Raw genomic sequence first — 17,917 nt, 5'->3', positions numbered from 1 at the left:
TAAAGTGAAGTCAAAACAATTAAGTTTGTGTGCTATTCTTTAACGAATAAAACTACATTTTTCAGGGGTTACGACCATGGCTGCTGATGACAGAAAATTCATCATGCTGACAGATTATCTGCATGAACCTGTCATCCATTATGATAGAGATTGCAAGCGCACTTATCTCAATCCAGCCGCAATAAAACTGATTGGTGAACCTGCTAAAGATCTTCAAGGCAAAACACCCAGCTCGCTCAGACCCTCCTCCGTCGCTTTACAACACTACCAAGAAAAAATCCGCGGCGTCATAGAAACAGGCACGGATATCGAGTTTGATTTTTTTCTAGACCGGCTGCCTGATGGTCCGAATGTCCATACCAAGGTGCTCAGAATTCATGCCGTCCCCGAGCTGGATAGTGATAACAACGTGGTGGGCGCCCTTGCGATTGCCCATGACATCACGGCACTCAAGTTAAGTGAAAAACGTTTACGCGCGCTGATTGAAAACCATCCCGACCATATTACCCGCTTTGACCAGCATGCCAGATACAGCTACGTCAGCCCTTCTTTCACAGCATTGTTTGGCATAGAGGAATCCACGCTGCTGGGTAAGACCCTGCTTGAATCTGATCTGATTGCCACGCCAGCAGAACGCAAAAAAATTCACCACGCGATTTTGCAAACTCTAGAGCAAGAAACCGCTTGCACCATTGAGAGCCACTGGCCGCATGACCGCGTCATAGAGCTCCGTCTTGTCCAGGAAAAAGATGCCATCGGCGAGGTATCGGGGGTGCTTTGCATCTTGCGTGATATCACCCAACAAAAGCAGTCCGAAAAAGCAATGCTGACACTCAATCGCTCACTGCGTTTGTTGAGTAGCGGTAACCAGATGCTCATTCATGCAGAAAATGAACAGCACCTGCTCAACGACATTTGCCAGTTGGTGATTGACTCTGGGGGCTATCCGCTGGCCTGGGTGGGTTATCCCAACTATGGCAGCTACCAACCCTTGCGTATTGCCGCAATGGCCGGCCAAACGCTGGCGAAAACGATGGCGCTTGAGCAGCAAACCCCGGAAATCAGCCTGGCCGTAAAAGCCTTTCAATCCGAGCGTGTAGAGATTATTCAGGACTACCCCAATGCAGCCCGTTTGAATAATTTGGGCGACCTCGCCAGCCTGGAAGGCCTGCTTTCATGCATCGCCTTGCCACTCAAAGTGGCAAAACAGACCATAGGCGTGATCACGATCTACGCCTCCCGCACCTATGCATTTTCTGCTGAAGAAGTCACCCTGCTCGATGAACTCGCCAATGACCTGGCGTTTGGCATTCAGTCCCTGCGTATCCGTGCCGAACATCGGGACGCAGAAACAAAACTGGAATATCTGGCCCACCATGACCCACTGACCGGCCTCCCTAACCGCCTGTTACTGCGCAAACGTTTTGAACAGTTTATCCATCAAGCCAACAAGCGCGAATACGGCCTCGCCATGCTGTTTCTTGATATGGACAACTTCAAAGAGATCAACGACAGCTTTGGTCATGCCATAGGCGATGCGCTGCTAAAAGAGGTGGTCAGGCGCCTCGAACGTATGCTGTCTGAGGGTTGTATGCTCAGCCGCGAGGGCGGTGACGAATTTGTGCTGCTTATTAACAATGCCCAAGCGCCCGATATCGTGACTCAAACCGCACAGCAAATTCTTAACGCCATGCAAGAGCCGTTTGAGGTCAGCGGTAATACCCTGCATGCGTCTTTCAGCATAGGCATCAGCCTCTATCCGCACGATGGCAAAGACTTTGAAACCCTACGCAAAAACGCCGATGCCGCCTTGTATCTGGCAAAAGATTGTGGCCGCAATACCTACCGCTTTTTTGTCACCCAGATGAATGCCGACGCGCAAAAGCGCATGCGTATTCAAACAGACCTGCACACTGCACTTAAAAATAATGAGTTTTTACTGCACTACCAGCCACAAATACGCCTATCTGATGGCCGCATCAGTGGCATTGAAGCCTTAATCCGCTGGCAAAATGCAGATGGGCAGATGCTCCCGCCAAGCGAGTTCATACCTATCGCAGAACAAAGCGGGCTGATTATCCAAATGGGTCAGTGGGTGTTGCGGGAAGCCTGCCGGCAACTGGCCGCATGGCACCAGCGAGGGCAAACCCAACTGGTGGTGGCGGTCAACTTATCCTCACACCAGTTCCGGCATGGCAATATTGTAGAAACCATCAGCGCTGCACTGCATGATTTCGGCCTGCCCCCGCAATGCCTGGAGCTCGAACTGACAGAATCTATCCTGATCCAGGACACAGAATCCGTCATCAGCACCCTGCACACGCTAAAACACATCGGGGTCAAACTAGCCATTGATGACTTTGGTACCGGCTATTCCAGCCTGTCTTATCTTAAACGCCTGTCCGTCGACAAACTCAAGATTGATAAATCCTTCATCCGTGACCTTCACAAAGACCAGGACAGTGCTGAAATTGTCCGTGCGATCATCCAACTTGGGCACATTTTGCAACTCACGGTGATTGCAGAAGGGGTAGAGACTGAGCAGCAACTGGCTTTTCTCAACGACAGTCATTGCGACGAAATACAGGGATATCTGTTTAGCCGCCCGGTCGCCGCAGAAAACATACCTGGGATACTTGCTCAAATAGGCATGACGGCCTAATTCAGAAAGTAATCAATGAAAATAGCGAAGGACTTTGAATGAAAAATACATCGACCACCCCGCCATCTTTCTCAAAATCAGTCAAAGACGCTAAAAAACCCGCCGAGATTTTTAGCGCGCGGCAACAACAGGCAGACTATGAAAAGTTAGATGTGATTATGAATAGATCAGGTGGTCAAGCGCCGATTAAAGGCGATGTGATTGAAGAATGAATTTACTTAAGGTTTTGGCAAAAGACCAGATTATTCTTGCATTTGCTAATGCCGTCTAATTTGCCCCGACATCACATACAAAACCCCAGCGCCCTTCTTTTATATTCACGTATGGCCCAGTGACTGTTGCAAGAAAATACACGGCACGCTTTGGTTGATATTTAAAAGTGAAACTAAAGTCAGTAGCATTTTCTTCGTTTACCCCATATGTTCCAATCAAACTTGTAGAGTCTGCTCCTATAAACTCTTTCCTAATGAGTAACTTTTTATTCTTATCCCCAAAAGGTGAGAAATAATTTTGACGTAAGTGCTGATCAAGAACTTCCTTCTTAAAATCTGCCTCTACTTTTTTGAGGTGTAGTTCTGAGAGATCCCCATCAAAGGTAATACGGCAAAGTATCGATTTATCATTTAACTCAAAATCAACCGAAAGTTTATTGATAAATCGATATGCCGCTTTCTGTATTGTTTCAACAGAATAAACACGCTCATCAAATGTGAGCGTTGTTGTAGTCTTACTCACTTAATAACCAGATGAGTGTGAACGATGCGAGGAATGTGAGCTATGCGACGAATGAGAGTAGTGATCAGCGTAAAAAATACCGTCACTATTAGGTTTAAGAATAAACTTCAATGCGCTCTTATCACTAAAGTCGAACTTATTGATTTCTGCGGTCTCAATTTCAAGTAACTTAGACTTTTCCTGATTATCAATTGAAACGCTATCGATGGAGTTTGCGTGCGCTTGAGTTGCGGTTAATGCGTTCGCCAATACAGCCAAAGGCAAAAGATATTTTCTTTTATTCATATTAGCCTCCCACGTTAATTAATAATATTTTTAAAAAATTTAGCATGTACGCCACATAAACGTCCACAGCGACGAACTCAACAAGAATTAAAATATTGTAAATTTATGAATTTAAAAATTAACGTGAAAAATAACTATCAACATTATTGACCAACAGATTATTTAAACTAATCAATGACGCTTTTGATCAATAAATCGGAAGTTTGGGTAGCGCTGGATATCAAAACTCACCCAAACTACCGCTTCTCATAAACCGGCTCCACACCCAGTTTTTTAATTCTTTTCCTAAATGGCTTAAACGCGCCAGACTTGAGCGAAACAATAAACAAATGGATGGGAAATTCTTTGCTGACCAAGCGCTCGATGACTTTTTTCGAGGGGTCGGTGAGTGAAAAAGTGGGCATTTCAAAAGCGAGCAAATAGTCGCCCTTGGTGTTGTCGGCATCTAACACGCGCTTGAGTAAATAGACCCTTTTAATATCTTTGGCGTCGCTGGCGATGACGGCCCGGATTTGTTGCACGGTGGCATCATCGAGGTCGTGTTGTGCCAGCGTAGCGGCTGGGGTTAAGGTGGAGAGCTCCTGGTGGATGGCTTGCAACTTGTTGGCGCGGGCTTGGTAGCGTTGCAGGTATTCATCGGCACGGGACGGGTTTTTGGCAGCGTAGTAATGGTAGGCTTGCTCGCAGGCGGCGAGGATGGCGGATTCGTCTTGCGCCATGACGTACTCTAAATCGTCAATGCCGGTTTCATCATCGTCGAGGAGTTTGTACACCCCGACTCTATAGCGGCCTTGCAAATGCTCAGGGTGTTGCTGCACAAAGGCTTCAATGGCGGCGCGTTGCGGTTCGTCTGGCGTCAGGTCTTCTTTAATGGCAATGACTTGCCATTGCTCGTCGGCACTCAGCGTTTCTTTGGCGAGCAGTTCATTCAAGATGGCGGTTTGCGCCTGGATATCCTGATGGCGTGCGCTCCAGTTTTGTTCGATGCTGGACTGCCATTCTTGATCAAGCTTGTGGGTGAAGTGTGGCAGCTCGGCGCCAAGCCAGGCATCGGCGGCGGAGGTGCTGTTGTCTGCGCGTGGCAGGGTTTTCAGGGTCTCAAGTTCCACACCTATGGCTTTCAGGCGATCTTTGATGGCGGGATGCGTGTCGAGATGGTTGGTCTCGTAGGTGTAGGCGAGGTCTATGTAACGATTCAGGGTGTCTGGTTCTAGCGTTTGGTTGACGATAGATTGCCAAACGGCGCTTTTGTCTTGCATGGGCGTGGGCTCAGTAGCAACGCGTTGCTGGATGTGCGCATGCAGGCATTCTTTTTCAAGCTGGTAGAGCACGTGCACGCGTAACAAGGCGCTGGCGGTGTTTTCTACCCCGGCGATTTTGACCGAGACATGGTCGGCCTGATACTCATTTTTGCGCGCCAATACAAAGCTGTAGGCATTGAAATAAGGCGCATACCAGCCAAACATTTTGGCTACATAGCGCGAGCCCCAGTCACGCCAGCCACTGGCCATGTCGTGCAGGCGCGCCCAGGTGGAGCGCAAGCGGTAAATAAAGCCGGACCAACGGCTATGGTCGCCAGACAGGTGCCCATACTCATGCGCGATCACTGCCATCGCCTCGCCTTCGGTGAGGCCTTGCAACAGCGGCAGGCCCAGCATCAGGTAATTGGTTTCCCAGCCAAACAGGCCAAAGCGCGGATATTGAATAATCGCCGCATTGATATCGTGAGTGAGCAACACATGGCTGATTTTGGGGCCTGCGAGCGCAGTTTCGAGTGACTTGATTTTTTGCCACAGCGCAGGCGCTTGGGCGGGCGTGAGCTCGGTGCCCACTGGCTTATCAAAACGGCTGAACAAGACTTTGAAAGAGGCTTTAAGCATCAAGAAGGCGGGCAAGATCATCAAAATGAGCAATTTGCCCAGCTTGAGCAGGATGAGTAGCACTGCACCACCAGCAACAAAGGTCAGCGCGACCAAGCCGATGAGTAAGGCCAACGGGATCAAGGCCATCAAGATGGCAAATCCCAGAATCAAAAAGCCGAGCAGGCTCACGAGGATGACGCGGACAAAATAAGTACTGTAATTTTGCTCGGCCAGCCTTTCGGACCGCGTAATCAGGTTCTCTAAAGATGTTTCACGCATGCGCTACCAACCCCTTTACACCAAAGCTAACATCCGGCCTGTCATGACCGAATGACGATGAGGAAATCGTTGCACGCCAAGTTTTGTTGTATGCGTTTAATCACGGTGGATCAAACAGTCTGGCGCGCTATTTTTTAATGATTGTAAATGATGAGCTATTTTTTAAAAGGATTTTTTAATGCAGGCCAGAACAGCATCAGCCTTGCACTCAGCAGATGGATATCACGCTGCTGAGTGCAGCCTAACAATAGGTCGCTACACCATGATTAAAGCGACCGGGTAGCCGCCGAGCTGGCGATCTGCCGTCATTAACGTCACCCCTTCGACCTGCGTCTGCGCAAGCAACATGCGATCAAAGGGGTCTTTATGCACCTCTGGCAAGGTGGCGACGCTCATGGCATGGCTGCTATTGATCGCGATCTCCTCAAAACCGTTCTCCAGCAAGTTACGCCGCAATACGGCCAAGTCCACTTTAAAATCCGCCCGGCCCAGGGTGTTCTTGATGGAAATTTCCCACAGACTGGCGCTGCTGAAGTAGAGTTGATTGCCTGTATCTTCAATGAGGGCTTTTGCTTTGCTTGGCAGCTGCTCAGCCCCCGCCGCTGCCCAAAGCAAAATATGGGTATCGAGTAACAGCTTCATCTTACTCGAGGCCAAACAGGGTTGAAATTTCGGCTTTGCCCATCTCGTCAAAATCGGCGGGCACCTGAATTTGACCTTGCATAAAGCCAATACGCTTAATTGCGGGCGGCTCAGTCGCCTCTAGCCGGGTGACTTTTACCAGCGGCTTACCCGCTTTGGCAATAATGAAAGACTCCCCATTGACAGCCTGATCCACCAGTTTAGAGAGTTGTGTTTTTGCCTCGTGAATATTGATAATTTGCATGATGCCCAACTTAAACTAAGTTTAGTTAGTTTAGTTTAAACAGAAGGGAGATTGGAGTAAAGACTTTCGGACTCCAGCACAGCTTTTTATGAGCTGTTATGGGACGTCATGTGGCTAAGCATACAATACGTGAACAGATACTCACTGAACTTCTTTATAGCGAGCAACTTGAGTTTGCGTAAATAGTTTAGGCGAACTCAACGCACCTCTAACAGCACTTCTGGATGTTTATGCGCAATGCGCATCAAGGTTTGCGCCGCACCTGAAGGTTTAATCCGCCCCTGCTCCCAGGCTTGCAAAGTGCGAACGGATACCCCTAGCAATTGAGCAAACTCGCTTTGCGACAACCCCACCTGGTTGCGTGCTGAAACCACAAATGAAACGTCTACCTGCGTGCTACGCGCGACCTTGCCAGCTTTAAGCTCTTTGACTGATGTCAGCAAGTCTGCCTTGAATTGCGCCATCTCTTGATCAACTTTAGTCATTGATGAACTCCTGTTTTAAAACACTCAAGAAGTCACTGGGGAGATTGTCAAACTTGGCTTTTGCATACACGATCAGCAAGCCAATTGGCAAACTCAACGCGCCCTTCTTCCCTACATACATTTCTGCATACTTGATAATGACACTGGTCTCAATAATAGCGAGCATCAACTATACCCTTAAATGGTATAAAAATAAGCCGTCTACAAACAGGCGATACCAATTTGTTAGCCATTGTGAATATATAGCATTGCCTATTGAGATATGCGTCCAATCTTGGAGCTAAAAAGTTCAACTTAGGCACTAAATTTTAGGTGTTTTATGCAAATAGCCCCTTAAAGTATTGAATTGAATCACTTATCTACCGCTTAGCGGTGTATACATCAGCAAAAAACTCTGTTATGGTGTTTATAACTAAAAGAATTACGATGTTTTACAACGCATTGTTCCCGGGGTGGGTAAATTCGATTATGGCTAAAAGATCTGGAAAATATTTGTACTCCATACGTAGCGCCAATGGGGTGTTGGTAGAAAATCTACAGGTGTACGGCAAATCCCGCGCCGAAGCCGATGAGAAAATTCGCCAGATGTATTGGCGCTGCGAAATTTTGAGTTGCAAGCTGGTCGCGGACTTAGATACACGTGCGCCCAACCTCAAAATGCAATGGGTGCGACCGGCCCCACGTGCAGCGGGCTAGTGCATGAGCTGATTCCCCATCAGAAGCGATTTCAGGCAAACTATAAAAAAGGCGCGATAAAGATTCGCGCCTTTTTTATTATTGATGTCATTTAAAACGGTAAGCCCTGAAACTTAAAACAAGGACAAGTTGCTGGCAGTAGAAACCGGCCTGGGGATACGTCTTCTGGCCAGCTTTTTTACGCGGCTATCCAGCGTGGGCAAGTCATCATCAAACAGTGAGCCTTGGGCTGGGAACAGCTCTTCTTGTGCCTGGAACACTTGCAGCTCTGGCCGCAGCTCACAATCGAGACGGATATCGGATTTGGGGACACAGCAACAGGGCAGGATTTCGTCGCTGGCAATAAAAGCGAGCGGTTGCTCCAGATATTCGACCTCACCATCGAGCAGGCGCACGCGGCAGGCACCACAATAGCCCCCGCGGCATTGGTACTCGACCTCGTGCCCGGTGCGCTCCAGCCCTTCCAGCAAGGTTTCATGCGGGATCAGGCTAAAGCGGGTATGTTGGCTGCGTATGCTGATCACGTTAAAAATGACTTATTAAAACAAATAGCGAAACAATCAATAAATGAGCGAGCGGGATAAAGTGCAAGGCGCCCAGAGGGCAAATCCGCGTCACACCGCCATTTGCCCGCGCAGCCATTTATATTACAACTCAAAGTCGTTGAGATCGTCAGCCGATACTTCCGAATCAATCTGACCAATCAGATAAGAACTTAATTCTACTTCTTGTGGGGCGACCTGCACAGTGTCGGACGCCAGCCAGGTGTTGATCCATGGAATCGGGTTGTTTTTGGCGTTGGGGAACGCAGGTGGCAACCCAACCGAGCCCATACGGCTGTTGGTGATGTATTCCACGTATTGACACAAAATATCTTTGTTCAGGCCGATCATGGAGCCATCTTTAAACAGGTATTCTGCCCACTGTTTTTCTTGCTCGGCGGCAGCTTTAAACATCTCAAAGCATTCGTCGTGCAGTTCTGCAGCAATCTCGGCAAATTCGGCGTCATCCTGGCCGGAGCGCATGATGTTAAGCATATGCTGGGTGCCGGTGAGGTGTAGCGCTTCGTCACGCGCAATCAGGCGGATGATCTTGGCGTTGCCTTCCATCACCTTGCGCTCGGCAAAAGCAAACGAACAGGCAAAGCTGACGTAAAAACGGATCGCTTCGAGAATATTCACGTTCATCAGGCAGCGGTACAGCAGCTTTTTGAGCGCGCGCTTGTTGACCACTTTAGTCTCGCCATTGATGACATGATTACCCTCGCCCAGCTGCGAGTACAGCATGGTTTGCTGGATCAGCTCATCGTAATAATGGGCGATATCCGAGGCGCGTGCAGTGATGTTTTCATTGCGCACGATGTCATCAAACATCACCGAGGGATCATTAACGATATTGCGGATGATGTGGGTGTATGAACGCGAGTGTATGGTCTCGGAAAACGCCCAGGTCTCAATCCAGGTTTCCAGCTCAGGCAGTGACACCAGCGGCAGCAAAGCGACGTTAGGGCTACGGCCCTGGATCGAGTCGAGCAAGGTCTGGTATTTGAGGTTGCTGATAAAAATATGTTTCTCGTGCTCTGGCAAACCCTGGTAGTCAGCACGGTCCTGCGAGACATCGACTTCTTCTGGACGCCAGAAGAAGGAAAGCTGCTTCTCGATCAGCTTCTCGAAGACAGGATATTTCTGCTGGTCGTAGCGCGCCACATTGACGGGCTGGCCGAAGAACATGGGTTCTTTTAACTGGTCGTTGTCGGTTTTGGTGAAGATGCTGTAGGCCATCTTGTGTTCCTTGAGTGATAAGTGGCTGCGCGGGCGAATTACTGCGTTACGCGGTACTCCTAACCTCGCCGTACTATTTGTACTGTCTCGGTTCGTGCGTTCCGTGCGCCTTGTACTTCATCCCGCTCGCTCACTTATTGCTATTTCTTTTGTTCATTTACCCCAAACGCATAGGCACGCGCGTATGCGTTTTTACTTCTTAAATCTTACATGCTCCGCTCGCACACCCATCATCCTCTGCTTCCGTACCCCCCTCAGTCGCTCCATCGCGGGTGTTGTGGTAGTACAGCGTTTTAACGCCGAGTTTGTAGGCTTGCAGCAGGTCTTTGAGCAGTTGTTTCATCGGCACGCGGCCACCTTCAAAACGCGCAGGGTCGTAGTTGGTGTTGGCGGAAATCGATTGGTCCACAAACTTCTGCATAATACCCACCAGCTTGAGGTAACCGTCATTGCTGGGGATGCGCCACAACAATTGGTATTGGTTACGCAGGCGTTCAATCTCAGGCACCACTTGGCGCAGGATGCCGTCTTTGGACTGTTTGACCGAAACCAGGCCACGCGGTGGCTCAATGCCGTTGGTGGCGTTGGCGATCTGGCTGGAGGTTTCTGATGGCATCAAGGCGGTCAGTGTTGAGTTACGCAGGCCATCTTTTTGAATTTCTTGACGCAGACTTTCCCAATCCAGATGCAGTGGCTCGCTGCACACGGCGTCGAGGTCTTTTTTGTAGGTATCAATCGGCAAAATGCCTTTGGCATAAGTGGTCTCGTTAAACGCACCACAGGCACCAAACTCGCGTGACAGCTGTACGGAAGCTTTGAGTAAATAGTATTGAATCGCTTCAAACGTGCGGTGGGTCAGTCCCAGCGCAGCATCGTCAGTATAGCTGGTGCCATTTTTGGCTAAGTAATAAGCGTAGTTGATGACGCCCACGCCCAATGAACGGCGCTTGTTGGTGGCGTTGAGGGCTGCTTTGACCGGGTAATCCTGATACTCGAGCAAGGCATCCAGGGCGCGAACCACCAGGTCAGCCAGGCCTTCAAGCTCGTCCAGCGATTCCAGCGCGCCAAGGTTAAACGCGGACAAAGTACACAGCGCGATTTCGCCTTCTTCATCATTGATGTCGTTCAATGGATGGGTCGGCAGCGCGATTTCCATACACAGGTTGGACTGGCGTACCGGTGCCACCGATGGGTCGAACGGGCTGTGCGTGTTGCAGTGGTCGACGTTCTGGATGTAGATACGCCCGGTACCGGCGCGCTCTTGCATCATGAGTGAAAATAAATCGACAGCTGGCAAGCTGCGCTTGCGGATGCTGTCATCGGCTTCGTATTGGGTGTACAGGCGCTCAAACGTATCCTGGTCGGCAAAGAAGGCGTCATACAGGCCGGGCACATCATGCGGCGAGAACAAGGTGATCTGCTCGCCTTTGATCAGGCGCTGGTACATCAGGCGGTTGATCTGCACGCCGTAGTCCAGGTGGCGCACACGGTTTTCTTCCACGCCACGGTTGTTTTTCAACACCAGCAGTGACTCGACTTCGAGGTGCCACAGTGGGTAGAACAAGGTCGCCGCCCCACCCCGCACACCGCCCTGTGAACAGGATTTCACGGCAGACTGGAACAGTTTGTAGAACGGCAGGCAGCCAGTATGTTGCGCTTCGCCACCACGGATTTCACTGCCCAGCGCGCGGATGCGGCCGGCATTGACGCCGATACCGGCGCGTTGCGAGACGTATTTCACAATGGCGCTGGAGGTGGCATTGATACTATCGAGGCTGTCGTCACACTCAATCAGCACGCAAGAACTGAACTGGCGCGTAGGCGTACGCACGCCCGACATAATCGGTGTAGGCAAGGAGATCTTGAAGGTGGAGACAGCATCGTAGAAGCGCTTGATCAGGTCCAGTCTGGCCTGCCCTTTGTAATTGGCAAACAGGCTCATCGCCACCAGGATGTACAGGAACTGCGGGCTCTCGTAGATTTTTTTGGTGACGCGGTTTTGCACCAAATATTTACCCTCAAGCTGCTTCACGGCGGCATAAGAGAAGTTCAGGTCACGCCAGTGGTCGATATACCCATTCAGCGTATCAAACTCGTCACGGCTGTAATCGCTCAGCAAATGTTTGTCGTATTTGCCGAGTTCGACCAGATTGGTGACGTGGTCAAACAAATGCGGCGGCTCAAACTGGCCATAGGCAATTTTGCGCAGGTGAAAAATATTCAGGCGTGCAGCCAGGTACTGGTAATCCGGGGTTTCTTCCGAGATCAAGTCAGCGGCGGACTTGATGATGGTCTCATGGATATCATCCGTGCGGATGCCATCATAAAACTGGATATGTGAACGGAGCTCCACCTGAGACACGGAGACATTGTTAAGGCCTTGTGCGGCCCAATCAATGACCCGATGAATCTTGTCGAGGTTAATCGGTTCCTTGCGGCCATCACGTTTCGTGGCTTGCATGGATTCGTATTGTGTCATGGTGGCTCCCAGTGCTGGCGGCGGAACGGACACGGCACTGGCTGCGGGCGCATTTTTTCTGGCAAAAGCGTGCCCGTTGCCGAGCTATTCAAGAAAAAACCTGCACCCGTTCAAAGACCAGACATGCAATCAGTACAAGACTCATTGCATCTGCCGAGGACACCCCGCCTCAAACGTTAACAAGAAAAAATCACGGCAGGTCTCCTGGCTCTCAGGTCATGATTGTTTGCCTTGGCCTTCCCGAATCGCTTCAGTGGCGAGCAAAGCAGCAAACAACTCGCTGATTACAGTTGCGGGGGCAGCTCTGGCTTGATCATGGAAGACACCATCACGCACCAGATTCCCTTTTAAAGACAGGCACTGATGAGTGCCCGTATACCGTATGGACGAGACTATAAATCAATATATACGCATTTTCAACACACAAAAACACAATATATTGTTATCCATAACTAAGTGATTGTTTTACCAGAATATATTTTTTCAGGCACCTGAACGGTGCCATTTTTTGCGTTGCAGGGTTTTTACCACCTTGCTCGATTGGCGCTTTCTACTCCAGATCAGCACGCCCGTGACGGTAATCATCACCAACGAGAGGCCAGTCACACAGACAAATATACGGTAAGGCAAGCCAAACACTTGTGCCATGTGCAAGGCCCCTATCCAATTGCTGAAAGTATTGCCTGACTGGTCCTGGGTGGGCAGCCAGTGGCCTTTGATTTCACCGGTATAGGCATCAATGGCAATGGCGGTATTGCCACGGTCTTGCCGCAAATCGGCCGAGCTATGCACAAAATACTGGTACACGCCGCGCTCGCGGTCCAGACGCAAACGGTCTTCGTAATCAATCTGCAGGTGATGGCTTTGTGCAAAGCCTTGCATGGCTTGCTGCGCCAACTGGTGAGCTTGCGGCCAGGGCATGGGCAGGCTGGTCAGCGGTTGTGGCAATTTGGGGATGCTGCGCCAGGACAGATCAAATGGCATCAGCTTGGTCATGACCGGCAAATAAACTTGCTCGCGCAAGTTGAACATGACACTGGACCAGGCGAAGATCAGCAATACGCTGCATAGCCAGAGCCCAACCGCACGGTGCAGGTCAAAGTTGATACGGGTGCCTGAGGCTTGCCATTTGACCAGCCAGGCCGGTTTCCAGCGTTGCCAGTAACTGCTTTTGGATTGTGGCTGCCGCCGGGGCAAGGTGAGGAAAAACGCCACAATGGTATCCAGCGTCCACAGCACGGCGACAATGCCCATGATGAGGCGGCCGCTGACACCGGGCAAGGCCAGCGAATAATGCAGTTTGTACAAAAATGGCAACAGCGTCTCGCGCTGGAACGGCCCTGCCGTAGATAAACGCGAGCCGAGCACCTGCCCGGATTGCGGGTCGATAAAGAGCTGGTCAGCATGGAGACTGGCTTGCGGGTCGACCGGCGTCAGGCGGAATTGGACCGCCTCGCCATGGTGGGCAGCCTGCGCGTTTTGCGGCAATTTGAATTGCAACTCATCGACGCGGGTATTGGCCGGGGCCTGTTGCTGCGCCCGCACTTGCAGCTGATACGGGTCCAGCATGGGCTGGCCCGCTTGCCATGCCGGTTGAAACAGGTGCGGATTCAACCACGCATCCAGCTCATCCTGAAAAGTGATGATGGCGCCGGTGAAGCCAGCAATGACCAAAAAAGCGGCCATCGCCAGGCCTACCCAGCGATGCCAAACCACAAGTGCGTTTCTCGTTACCATTGGAAATTTAAATTGGCCATGACATTACGGCGGTAGCCCCATTTGCAACCGTCGCCACTGTATGCACAATTGGCCACATACTCCTTATCAAACAAATTACTGGCATTGAGTGCAAATTGCCAGCCTTTCCAGCCTGTGCCCAGCTGGGATAAATCATAACGGACCGCCAAGTCTACCAGGGTATAAGACGGCAGCTTGAAGGTGTTTGCATCGTTACCGAAACGGCTACCGGTGTAACGCACACCGCCGCCGACCACCACGCCGGGCAGCCATTGCCCAGGCAAGCGGTAATCGGTCCATAATGCGGCGGTATGGTGCGGTACATGGTTAGGGTCTTTGCCTTGGAACGGCACCCCCTGCAAGCTATTATTGCTGCGCGTGATTTCAGGCAGCATATAAGTATAACTGCCAATCAGCGACCAGGCGTCCCACTGGGTTTTGGCCTCAAGCTCCAGCCCGCGGGTACGCACCTCTCCATTCTGCAGATTAAACAAAGGATGCTGCAGGTCAGTCGTGGTCACATTCTGGCGGCACAAATCAAATACAACGGCACTTAATAGCGTCTGACTGTCTTTCGGCTGGTAGCGGATGCCCAGTTCATATTGTTTGCCGGTTTCAGGGGCGAAGGCCTTGCCATCAAACATGGTGCCGATCACGGGTAAAAAGGATTCCGTATAACTAGCATAAGGTGCCAGGCCATTCTCTGCCAGGTAAACCAGGCCACCGCGCCAGGTTTCTGCCTGATCGCGTTGCGACGAGGAAGCTGCTGGGCTCAGCACATTATTTGTTTGCATTCGCGTGTGGTCCTGACGAACCCCGAGAGTCGCCACCCATTGGCGGTCAATTTTTACTTGGTCCTGCAAGTAAATCCCGGTTTGGCGTTGCTGTTGCTTCAAATTGGCTGACAGCACCAGATTCACCGGCGTCACGCCATATACCGGCGTATACAAATCCAGCGGACTCGCCGTCCCTGATGTACGCAGCACATGGTTATCCAGACGCTGGTTATCTATCCCCGCCAGCACCGTATGCTCGAACATGCCATGCGTCCAGTGACCTTGCAGATGCGTATCCACCACCACATTGTCGACATTTTCATCGGTGCCCATCGCTGCCCGGTTAATGCTGCGCTGGTCTGCGCGCAAGCTCACCAAATAGGTTGAAATGGCATCAGTGCGCAGTTGCTGGTAGCGCAGGTTTTGGCGCAGGGTCAAATGCTCATTAAACGCATGTTCAAACTGGTAGCCCACCGAATACCGCTCTTGCAGGTATTTATCCAGACCTGGCTCACCCACATACCGGCTGGTGGAAATTTTGCCAAACGGGCTGCTAACCAGCGTGCCAACCCGCGGCAATGCCTGGTAGCCCTGTCCACGGTCATTTTTCTGGTAATCGGTCAGCAAGGTCAGCTGGGTCGCGTCCGAAGGCCGCCAGGTCAATGAAGGCGCCAGATAGACGCGGTCGTCAGTGACACGGTCGATCTGCGTATCGCTTTTTTGCACCAAGCCCACCAGGCGGTAAGACCACACGCCCTCATCATCCAGCCATTGGCTGACATCGCCACGCAGCTGTTGCCGGTCATACTGGCCCAAGGTCAACCCCAGCTCATGCAGCGGTTGATCCGTGGGCCGTTTGCTGACCAGGTTAACCAGCCCCCCCGGCGCGCCCTGGCCATACACAATGGAGGAAGGGCCGCGCAATAAATCAATGCGCTCAAGGCCGTAAGCTTCAACCACCGTACCGCCCTGATTATTAAATGCGTAATTACGCAAGCCATCGCGGAACTGGTCCCGGCCCAGGCTAAAGCCACGGATGCCGATATTGTCAGCGCGCGGGTCTGGCCCGTTTGCTTCGGACTGCACACCAGCGGTATAGCGCAAGGCATCCCCTACCGACTGCACGCCCTGTGCGTTCATCTGGTCACGCGTCACCACAGACAGCGATTGCGGCGTTTCGATCAGGGCGGTATCGGTTTTGGTCGCCGTCACGCTACGCTTGGCGACATAGCCTTTGACTGGGCCATTGGCGGGTTCTTGCGCGGTTTGCCCAGACACGCTGACTTCAGGCATTTCTTGCGGTTCGCTATGCGTATGTGGCACCACTGGCGCGGCTTTAGTCAGCGTATAGCCAGAGGCGGTGGTCTTTAACACCAGTCCACTGCCTGCCAGCAGTTTTTCCAGCGCCTGCCGTACGCTCAAATCGCCTTTCAGCGCAGGCGCTTGTTTGTGCTCAGTCAGCTCGGTTGAAAAAATAATGCTTTCGCCGGTCTGGTGGGCCAGGGCTTTAAGCGCTTTGTCTAACGGTTGTGCCGGCATATCAAGCTCAACAGCCTGCACAGTCAGGCTGGACAGCAAGGCGGCAAGCAAGGCGGAGTTGCGAGTAAATGACATCTTCTTCCCATTGAATAAATATGAATGACATGGGTATGTCGTGCCAGCCTTTGCCAATGTTGATGTCTTGTTGAAAATTTTTTTGCACCGTCATCACTTGCCAGCCATTTAAGCCTAAGCATTAACGCTGCCTGATCACGATTGTCGCTTCTGCCCGCTTTTCAACACGCACGGGCAATATCTCGGGCAACGCTGCCAGCAATGCATCAATGCCGTGGATGTCGTATTCCCCAGACAAGCGGTATTGCGCGGCACGCGCATCGGCGATAATGATCGGCCCGGCGTGATAGCGCTGCAACTCGGCAACCACCTCACTGAGGGGCTGCCCATCAAAGATTAACCGCCCTTGCTGCCAGGCGGTGACGGTTTCGGCATTAGCAGTTGTCGTTTCAGCGATAGCCGCCCCCGTGGTGGTCACTGACAAGTGTTGGGTGAGCCGCCGCTGTTCCTGCGCAGTGATCACATCCACACTGCCTTCGATCACCGTGACGGTGGCCCCCTGGGCGGTATTGCGGATGTTAAACACCGTGCCGATATCGCGGACCATCACCTGATTAGCAGCCACGGTAAAGGGCTGCCAGGCATGTTTGACGCTAAACAATGCCTCGCCTTGAACCAATCTGAACTGTCGCGAACGTAAATGCTGTTCAGCAATTAACAAGGTATTGGTATTCAGGCTGACGGTACTGCCGTCTTGCAACTGGAAGCTGGCAGACTGGCCAATAGCGGTTTGCATGGGCTGCGTAGACCACACCGGGTCGTACCAGACGACCGCGGCTAGCAGGCAGCACGCACTGCTTGCCAGGGCCTGCTTAAAGCGTCGCCGCTGCGTTTGCTGGATGGCCTCTTGCAACAAGGCCTCGCGGGATGGGAAATGCGCGCGCAGCGCTTCAGCATAGGGGGATAAGGCATCTTGCTGACCAGCCGGTTTGCCGGATGCAGGCAAGTTTTTATCCAGTGGCTTCATACGCCCTCCCACTGGCGCTGGATAGCCGCCATGGCCTTGTTAAAATGTTGCGTCACCATATTGCGCGAAATCCCTAGCGCATCGGCAATCTCCTGTTGCGGCATGTCATGCAGGCGGTGCAGCAAAAATACCTGCCGTTGCCGCGCGGGCAGCGCTTCTATAATGCGCTTCAAGGCTTCCAGGCGTTGCACAAAATGCAGCACCCGCTCGCCATCTACGTGATGTGATTGCGCTGCCGTCTGCTGGAGTTGATTGAGGTGGGTTTGTTGCGTCTGGTATTGCCGGTAACGGTCTATCGCCCGGTGCCGCGACAGCTGGCGCAAAAACGCCATGGGCGTCTGCACCGCCAGTTGTGGTGGCCGCTCCATAATTTCCAGGCAAACATCATGCACTACATCCCTGGCGAAATGCTGGTCGCCAAATCGGCGCCTGACATAGCTGACCAATTCATCATAGTGATAGACCAAGGCAACCACGAGTTTGGAGTGTTCGGAATGGAGCTGCACTGCACAACGGAGAAAGAATAAAAACCATATCTTAGCCGCTGCCCGCAAAAAATACAAATGAAAATCATTATCAATTAAAAGATAATTCTTAATCTCCTATTCACATGATAAAAAAGGGCCCTGCATGCGGGCCCTGGAAGTGAATGTGTCAGCGAATTGAGTACGCT

At 51.4% G+C, this 17,917-nt stretch carries 17 protein-coding genes and 1 riboswitch; of the genes, 3 read left to right on the top strand and 14 right to left on the bottom strand.

Features of this window, described 5'->3' with window-relative positions; all coding sequences use genetic code 11:
- Positions 1-76 precede the first annotated feature (76 nt).
- A complete protein-coding gene (locus tag ACIDF8_RS06730; protein ID WP_412009848.1) occupies positions 77-2,662 on the top strand; it encodes an EAL domain-containing protein in 2,586 nt (861 codons plus the stop codon).
- Positions 2,663-2,700: 38 nt separating this feature from the next.
- Positions 2,701-2,874, top strand: a complete 174-nt coding sequence (locus tag ACIDF8_RS06725) for a hypothetical protein (RefSeq protein WP_412009847.1) — start codon at positions 2,701-2,703, stop codon at positions 2,872-2,874.
- Positions 2,875-2,929: 55 nt separating this feature from the next.
- On the opposite strand, the gene ACIDF8_RS06720 is transcribed toward ACIDF8_RS06725, so the two are convergent.
- The 7 genes from ACIDF8_RS06720 to ACIDF8_RS06690 all read right to left on the bottom strand — a co-directional run bounded on the left by ACIDF8_RS06720 (position 2,930) and on the right by ACIDF8_RS06690 (position 7,360).
- The gene (locus ACIDF8_RS06720) at positions 2,930-3,397 is read right to left on the bottom strand and encodes a hypothetical protein (RefSeq protein ID WP_412009846.1); all 468 of its coding nucleotides are present in this window, start codon (positions 3,395-3,397) and stop codon (positions 2,930-2,932) included.
- Entirely contained in the window at positions 3,398-3,682 is a 285-nt protein-coding gene (hxsA2, locus tag ACIDF8_RS06715; protein WP_412009845.1) for a His-Xaa-Ser repeat protein HxsA2, read from the bottom strand.
- A gap of 236 nt (positions 3,683-3,918) precedes the next feature.
- Positions 3,919-5,823 carry a M48 family metallopeptidase gene (locus ACIDF8_RS06710; protein WP_412009844.1) on the bottom strand — a complete coding sequence of 635 codons (1,905 nt, stop codon included), beginning with the start codon at positions 5,821-5,823 and terminating at the stop codon, positions 3,919-3,921.
- 255 nt (positions 5,824-6,078) lie between these two features.
- Complete coding sequence (locus ACIDF8_RS06705) at positions 6,079-6,465, bottom strand: type II toxin-antitoxin system VapC family toxin (RefSeq protein WP_412009843.1); 387 nt, start codon at positions 6,463-6,465, stop codon at positions 6,079-6,081.
- 1 nt (position 6,466) lies between these two features.
- Positions 6,467-6,709 carry a type II toxin-antitoxin system Phd/YefM family antitoxin gene (locus ACIDF8_RS06700; RefSeq protein ID WP_194747195.1) on the bottom strand — a complete coding sequence of 81 codons (243 nt, stop codon included), beginning with the start codon at positions 6,707-6,709 and terminating at the stop codon, positions 6,467-6,469.
- 197 nt (positions 6,710-6,906) lie between these two features.
- Positions 6,907-7,194, bottom strand: a complete 288-nt coding sequence (locus ACIDF8_RS06695; RefSeq protein WP_313983741.1) for a helix-turn-helix domain-containing protein — start codon at positions 7,192-7,194, stop codon at positions 6,907-6,909.
- Entirely contained in the window at positions 7,187-7,360 is a 174-nt protein-coding gene (locus tag ACIDF8_RS06690; RefSeq protein WP_412009842.1) for a hypothetical protein, read from the bottom strand. The genes ACIDF8_RS06695 and ACIDF8_RS06690 overlap by 8 nt, the downstream gene beginning before the upstream one ends.
- A gap of 302 nt (positions 7,361-7,662) precedes the next feature.
- On the opposite strand from ACIDF8_RS06690, the gene ACIDF8_RS06685 reads away from it, so the two are divergent.
- The gene (locus ACIDF8_RS06685) at positions 7,663-7,890 is read left to right on the top strand and encodes a hypothetical protein (RefSeq protein WP_228518658.1); all 228 of its coding nucleotides are present in this window, start codon (positions 7,663-7,665) and stop codon (positions 7,888-7,890) included.
- A 113-nt stretch (positions 7,891-8,003) separates the two neighbouring features.
- Here the strand turns inward: ACIDF8_RS06685 and yfaE are convergent, their stop codons facing one another.
- The 7 genes from yfaE to ACIDF8_RS06650 all read right to left on the bottom strand — a co-directional run bounded on the left by yfaE (position 8,004) and on the right by ACIDF8_RS06650 (position 17,750).
- A complete protein-coding gene (gene yfaE, locus ACIDF8_RS06680; protein ID WP_194747197.1) occupies positions 8,004-8,414 on the bottom strand; it encodes a class I ribonucleotide reductase maintenance protein YfaE in 411 nt (136 codons plus the stop codon).
- Between the two features lie 123 nt (positions 8,415-8,537).
- On the bottom strand, positions 8,538-9,671 hold the full coding sequence (nrdB, locus tag ACIDF8_RS06675) for a class Ia ribonucleoside-diphosphate reductase subunit beta (RefSeq protein WP_412009841.1): 1,134 nt from the start codon (positions 9,669-9,671) through the stop codon (positions 8,538-8,540).
- Between the two features lie 199 nt (positions 9,672-9,870).
- Entirely contained in the window at positions 9,871-12,150 is a 2,280-nt protein-coding gene (nrdA, locus tag ACIDF8_RS06670; protein ID WP_412009840.1) for a class 1a ribonucleoside-diphosphate reductase subunit alpha, read from the bottom strand.
- Between the two features lie 176 nt (positions 12,151-12,326).
- Positions 12,327-12,548, bottom strand: a riboswitch (cobalamin riboswitch).
- A gap of 85 nt (positions 12,549-12,633) precedes the next feature.
- On the bottom strand, positions 12,634-13,866 hold the full coding sequence (locus ACIDF8_RS06665; protein ID WP_412009839.1) for a PepSY-associated TM helix domain-containing protein: 1,233 nt from the start codon (positions 13,864-13,866) through the stop codon (positions 12,634-12,636).
- 14 nt (positions 13,867-13,880) lie between these two features.
- Positions 13,881-16,277, bottom strand: a complete 2,397-nt coding sequence (locus ACIDF8_RS06660) for a TonB-dependent siderophore receptor (protein ID WP_412009838.1) — start codon at positions 16,275-16,277, stop codon at positions 13,881-13,883.
- Between the two features lie 121 nt (positions 16,278-16,398).
- Positions 16,399-17,244, bottom strand: a complete 846-nt coding sequence (locus ACIDF8_RS06655) for a FecR family protein (protein WP_412009837.1) — start codon at positions 17,242-17,244, stop codon at positions 16,399-16,401.
- The gene (locus ACIDF8_RS06650; RefSeq protein WP_412009836.1) at positions 17,241-17,750 is read right to left on the bottom strand and encodes an RNA polymerase sigma factor; all 510 of its coding nucleotides are present in this window, start codon (positions 17,748-17,750) and stop codon (positions 17,241-17,243) included. The genes ACIDF8_RS06655 and ACIDF8_RS06650 overlap by 4 nt, the downstream gene beginning before the upstream one ends.
- Positions 17,751-17,917 lie beyond the last annotated feature (167 nt).

Origin of the sequence: Methylophilus sp. 3sh_L (assembly GCF_046766015.1) — a bacterium.
Lineage (GTDB): Bacteria > Pseudomonadota > Gammaproteobacteria > Burkholderiales > Methylophilaceae > Methylophilus.
The sequence above is the reverse complement of the archived record's forward strand: the minus strand, read 5'-3'. Positions and strand labels throughout refer to the sequence as shown.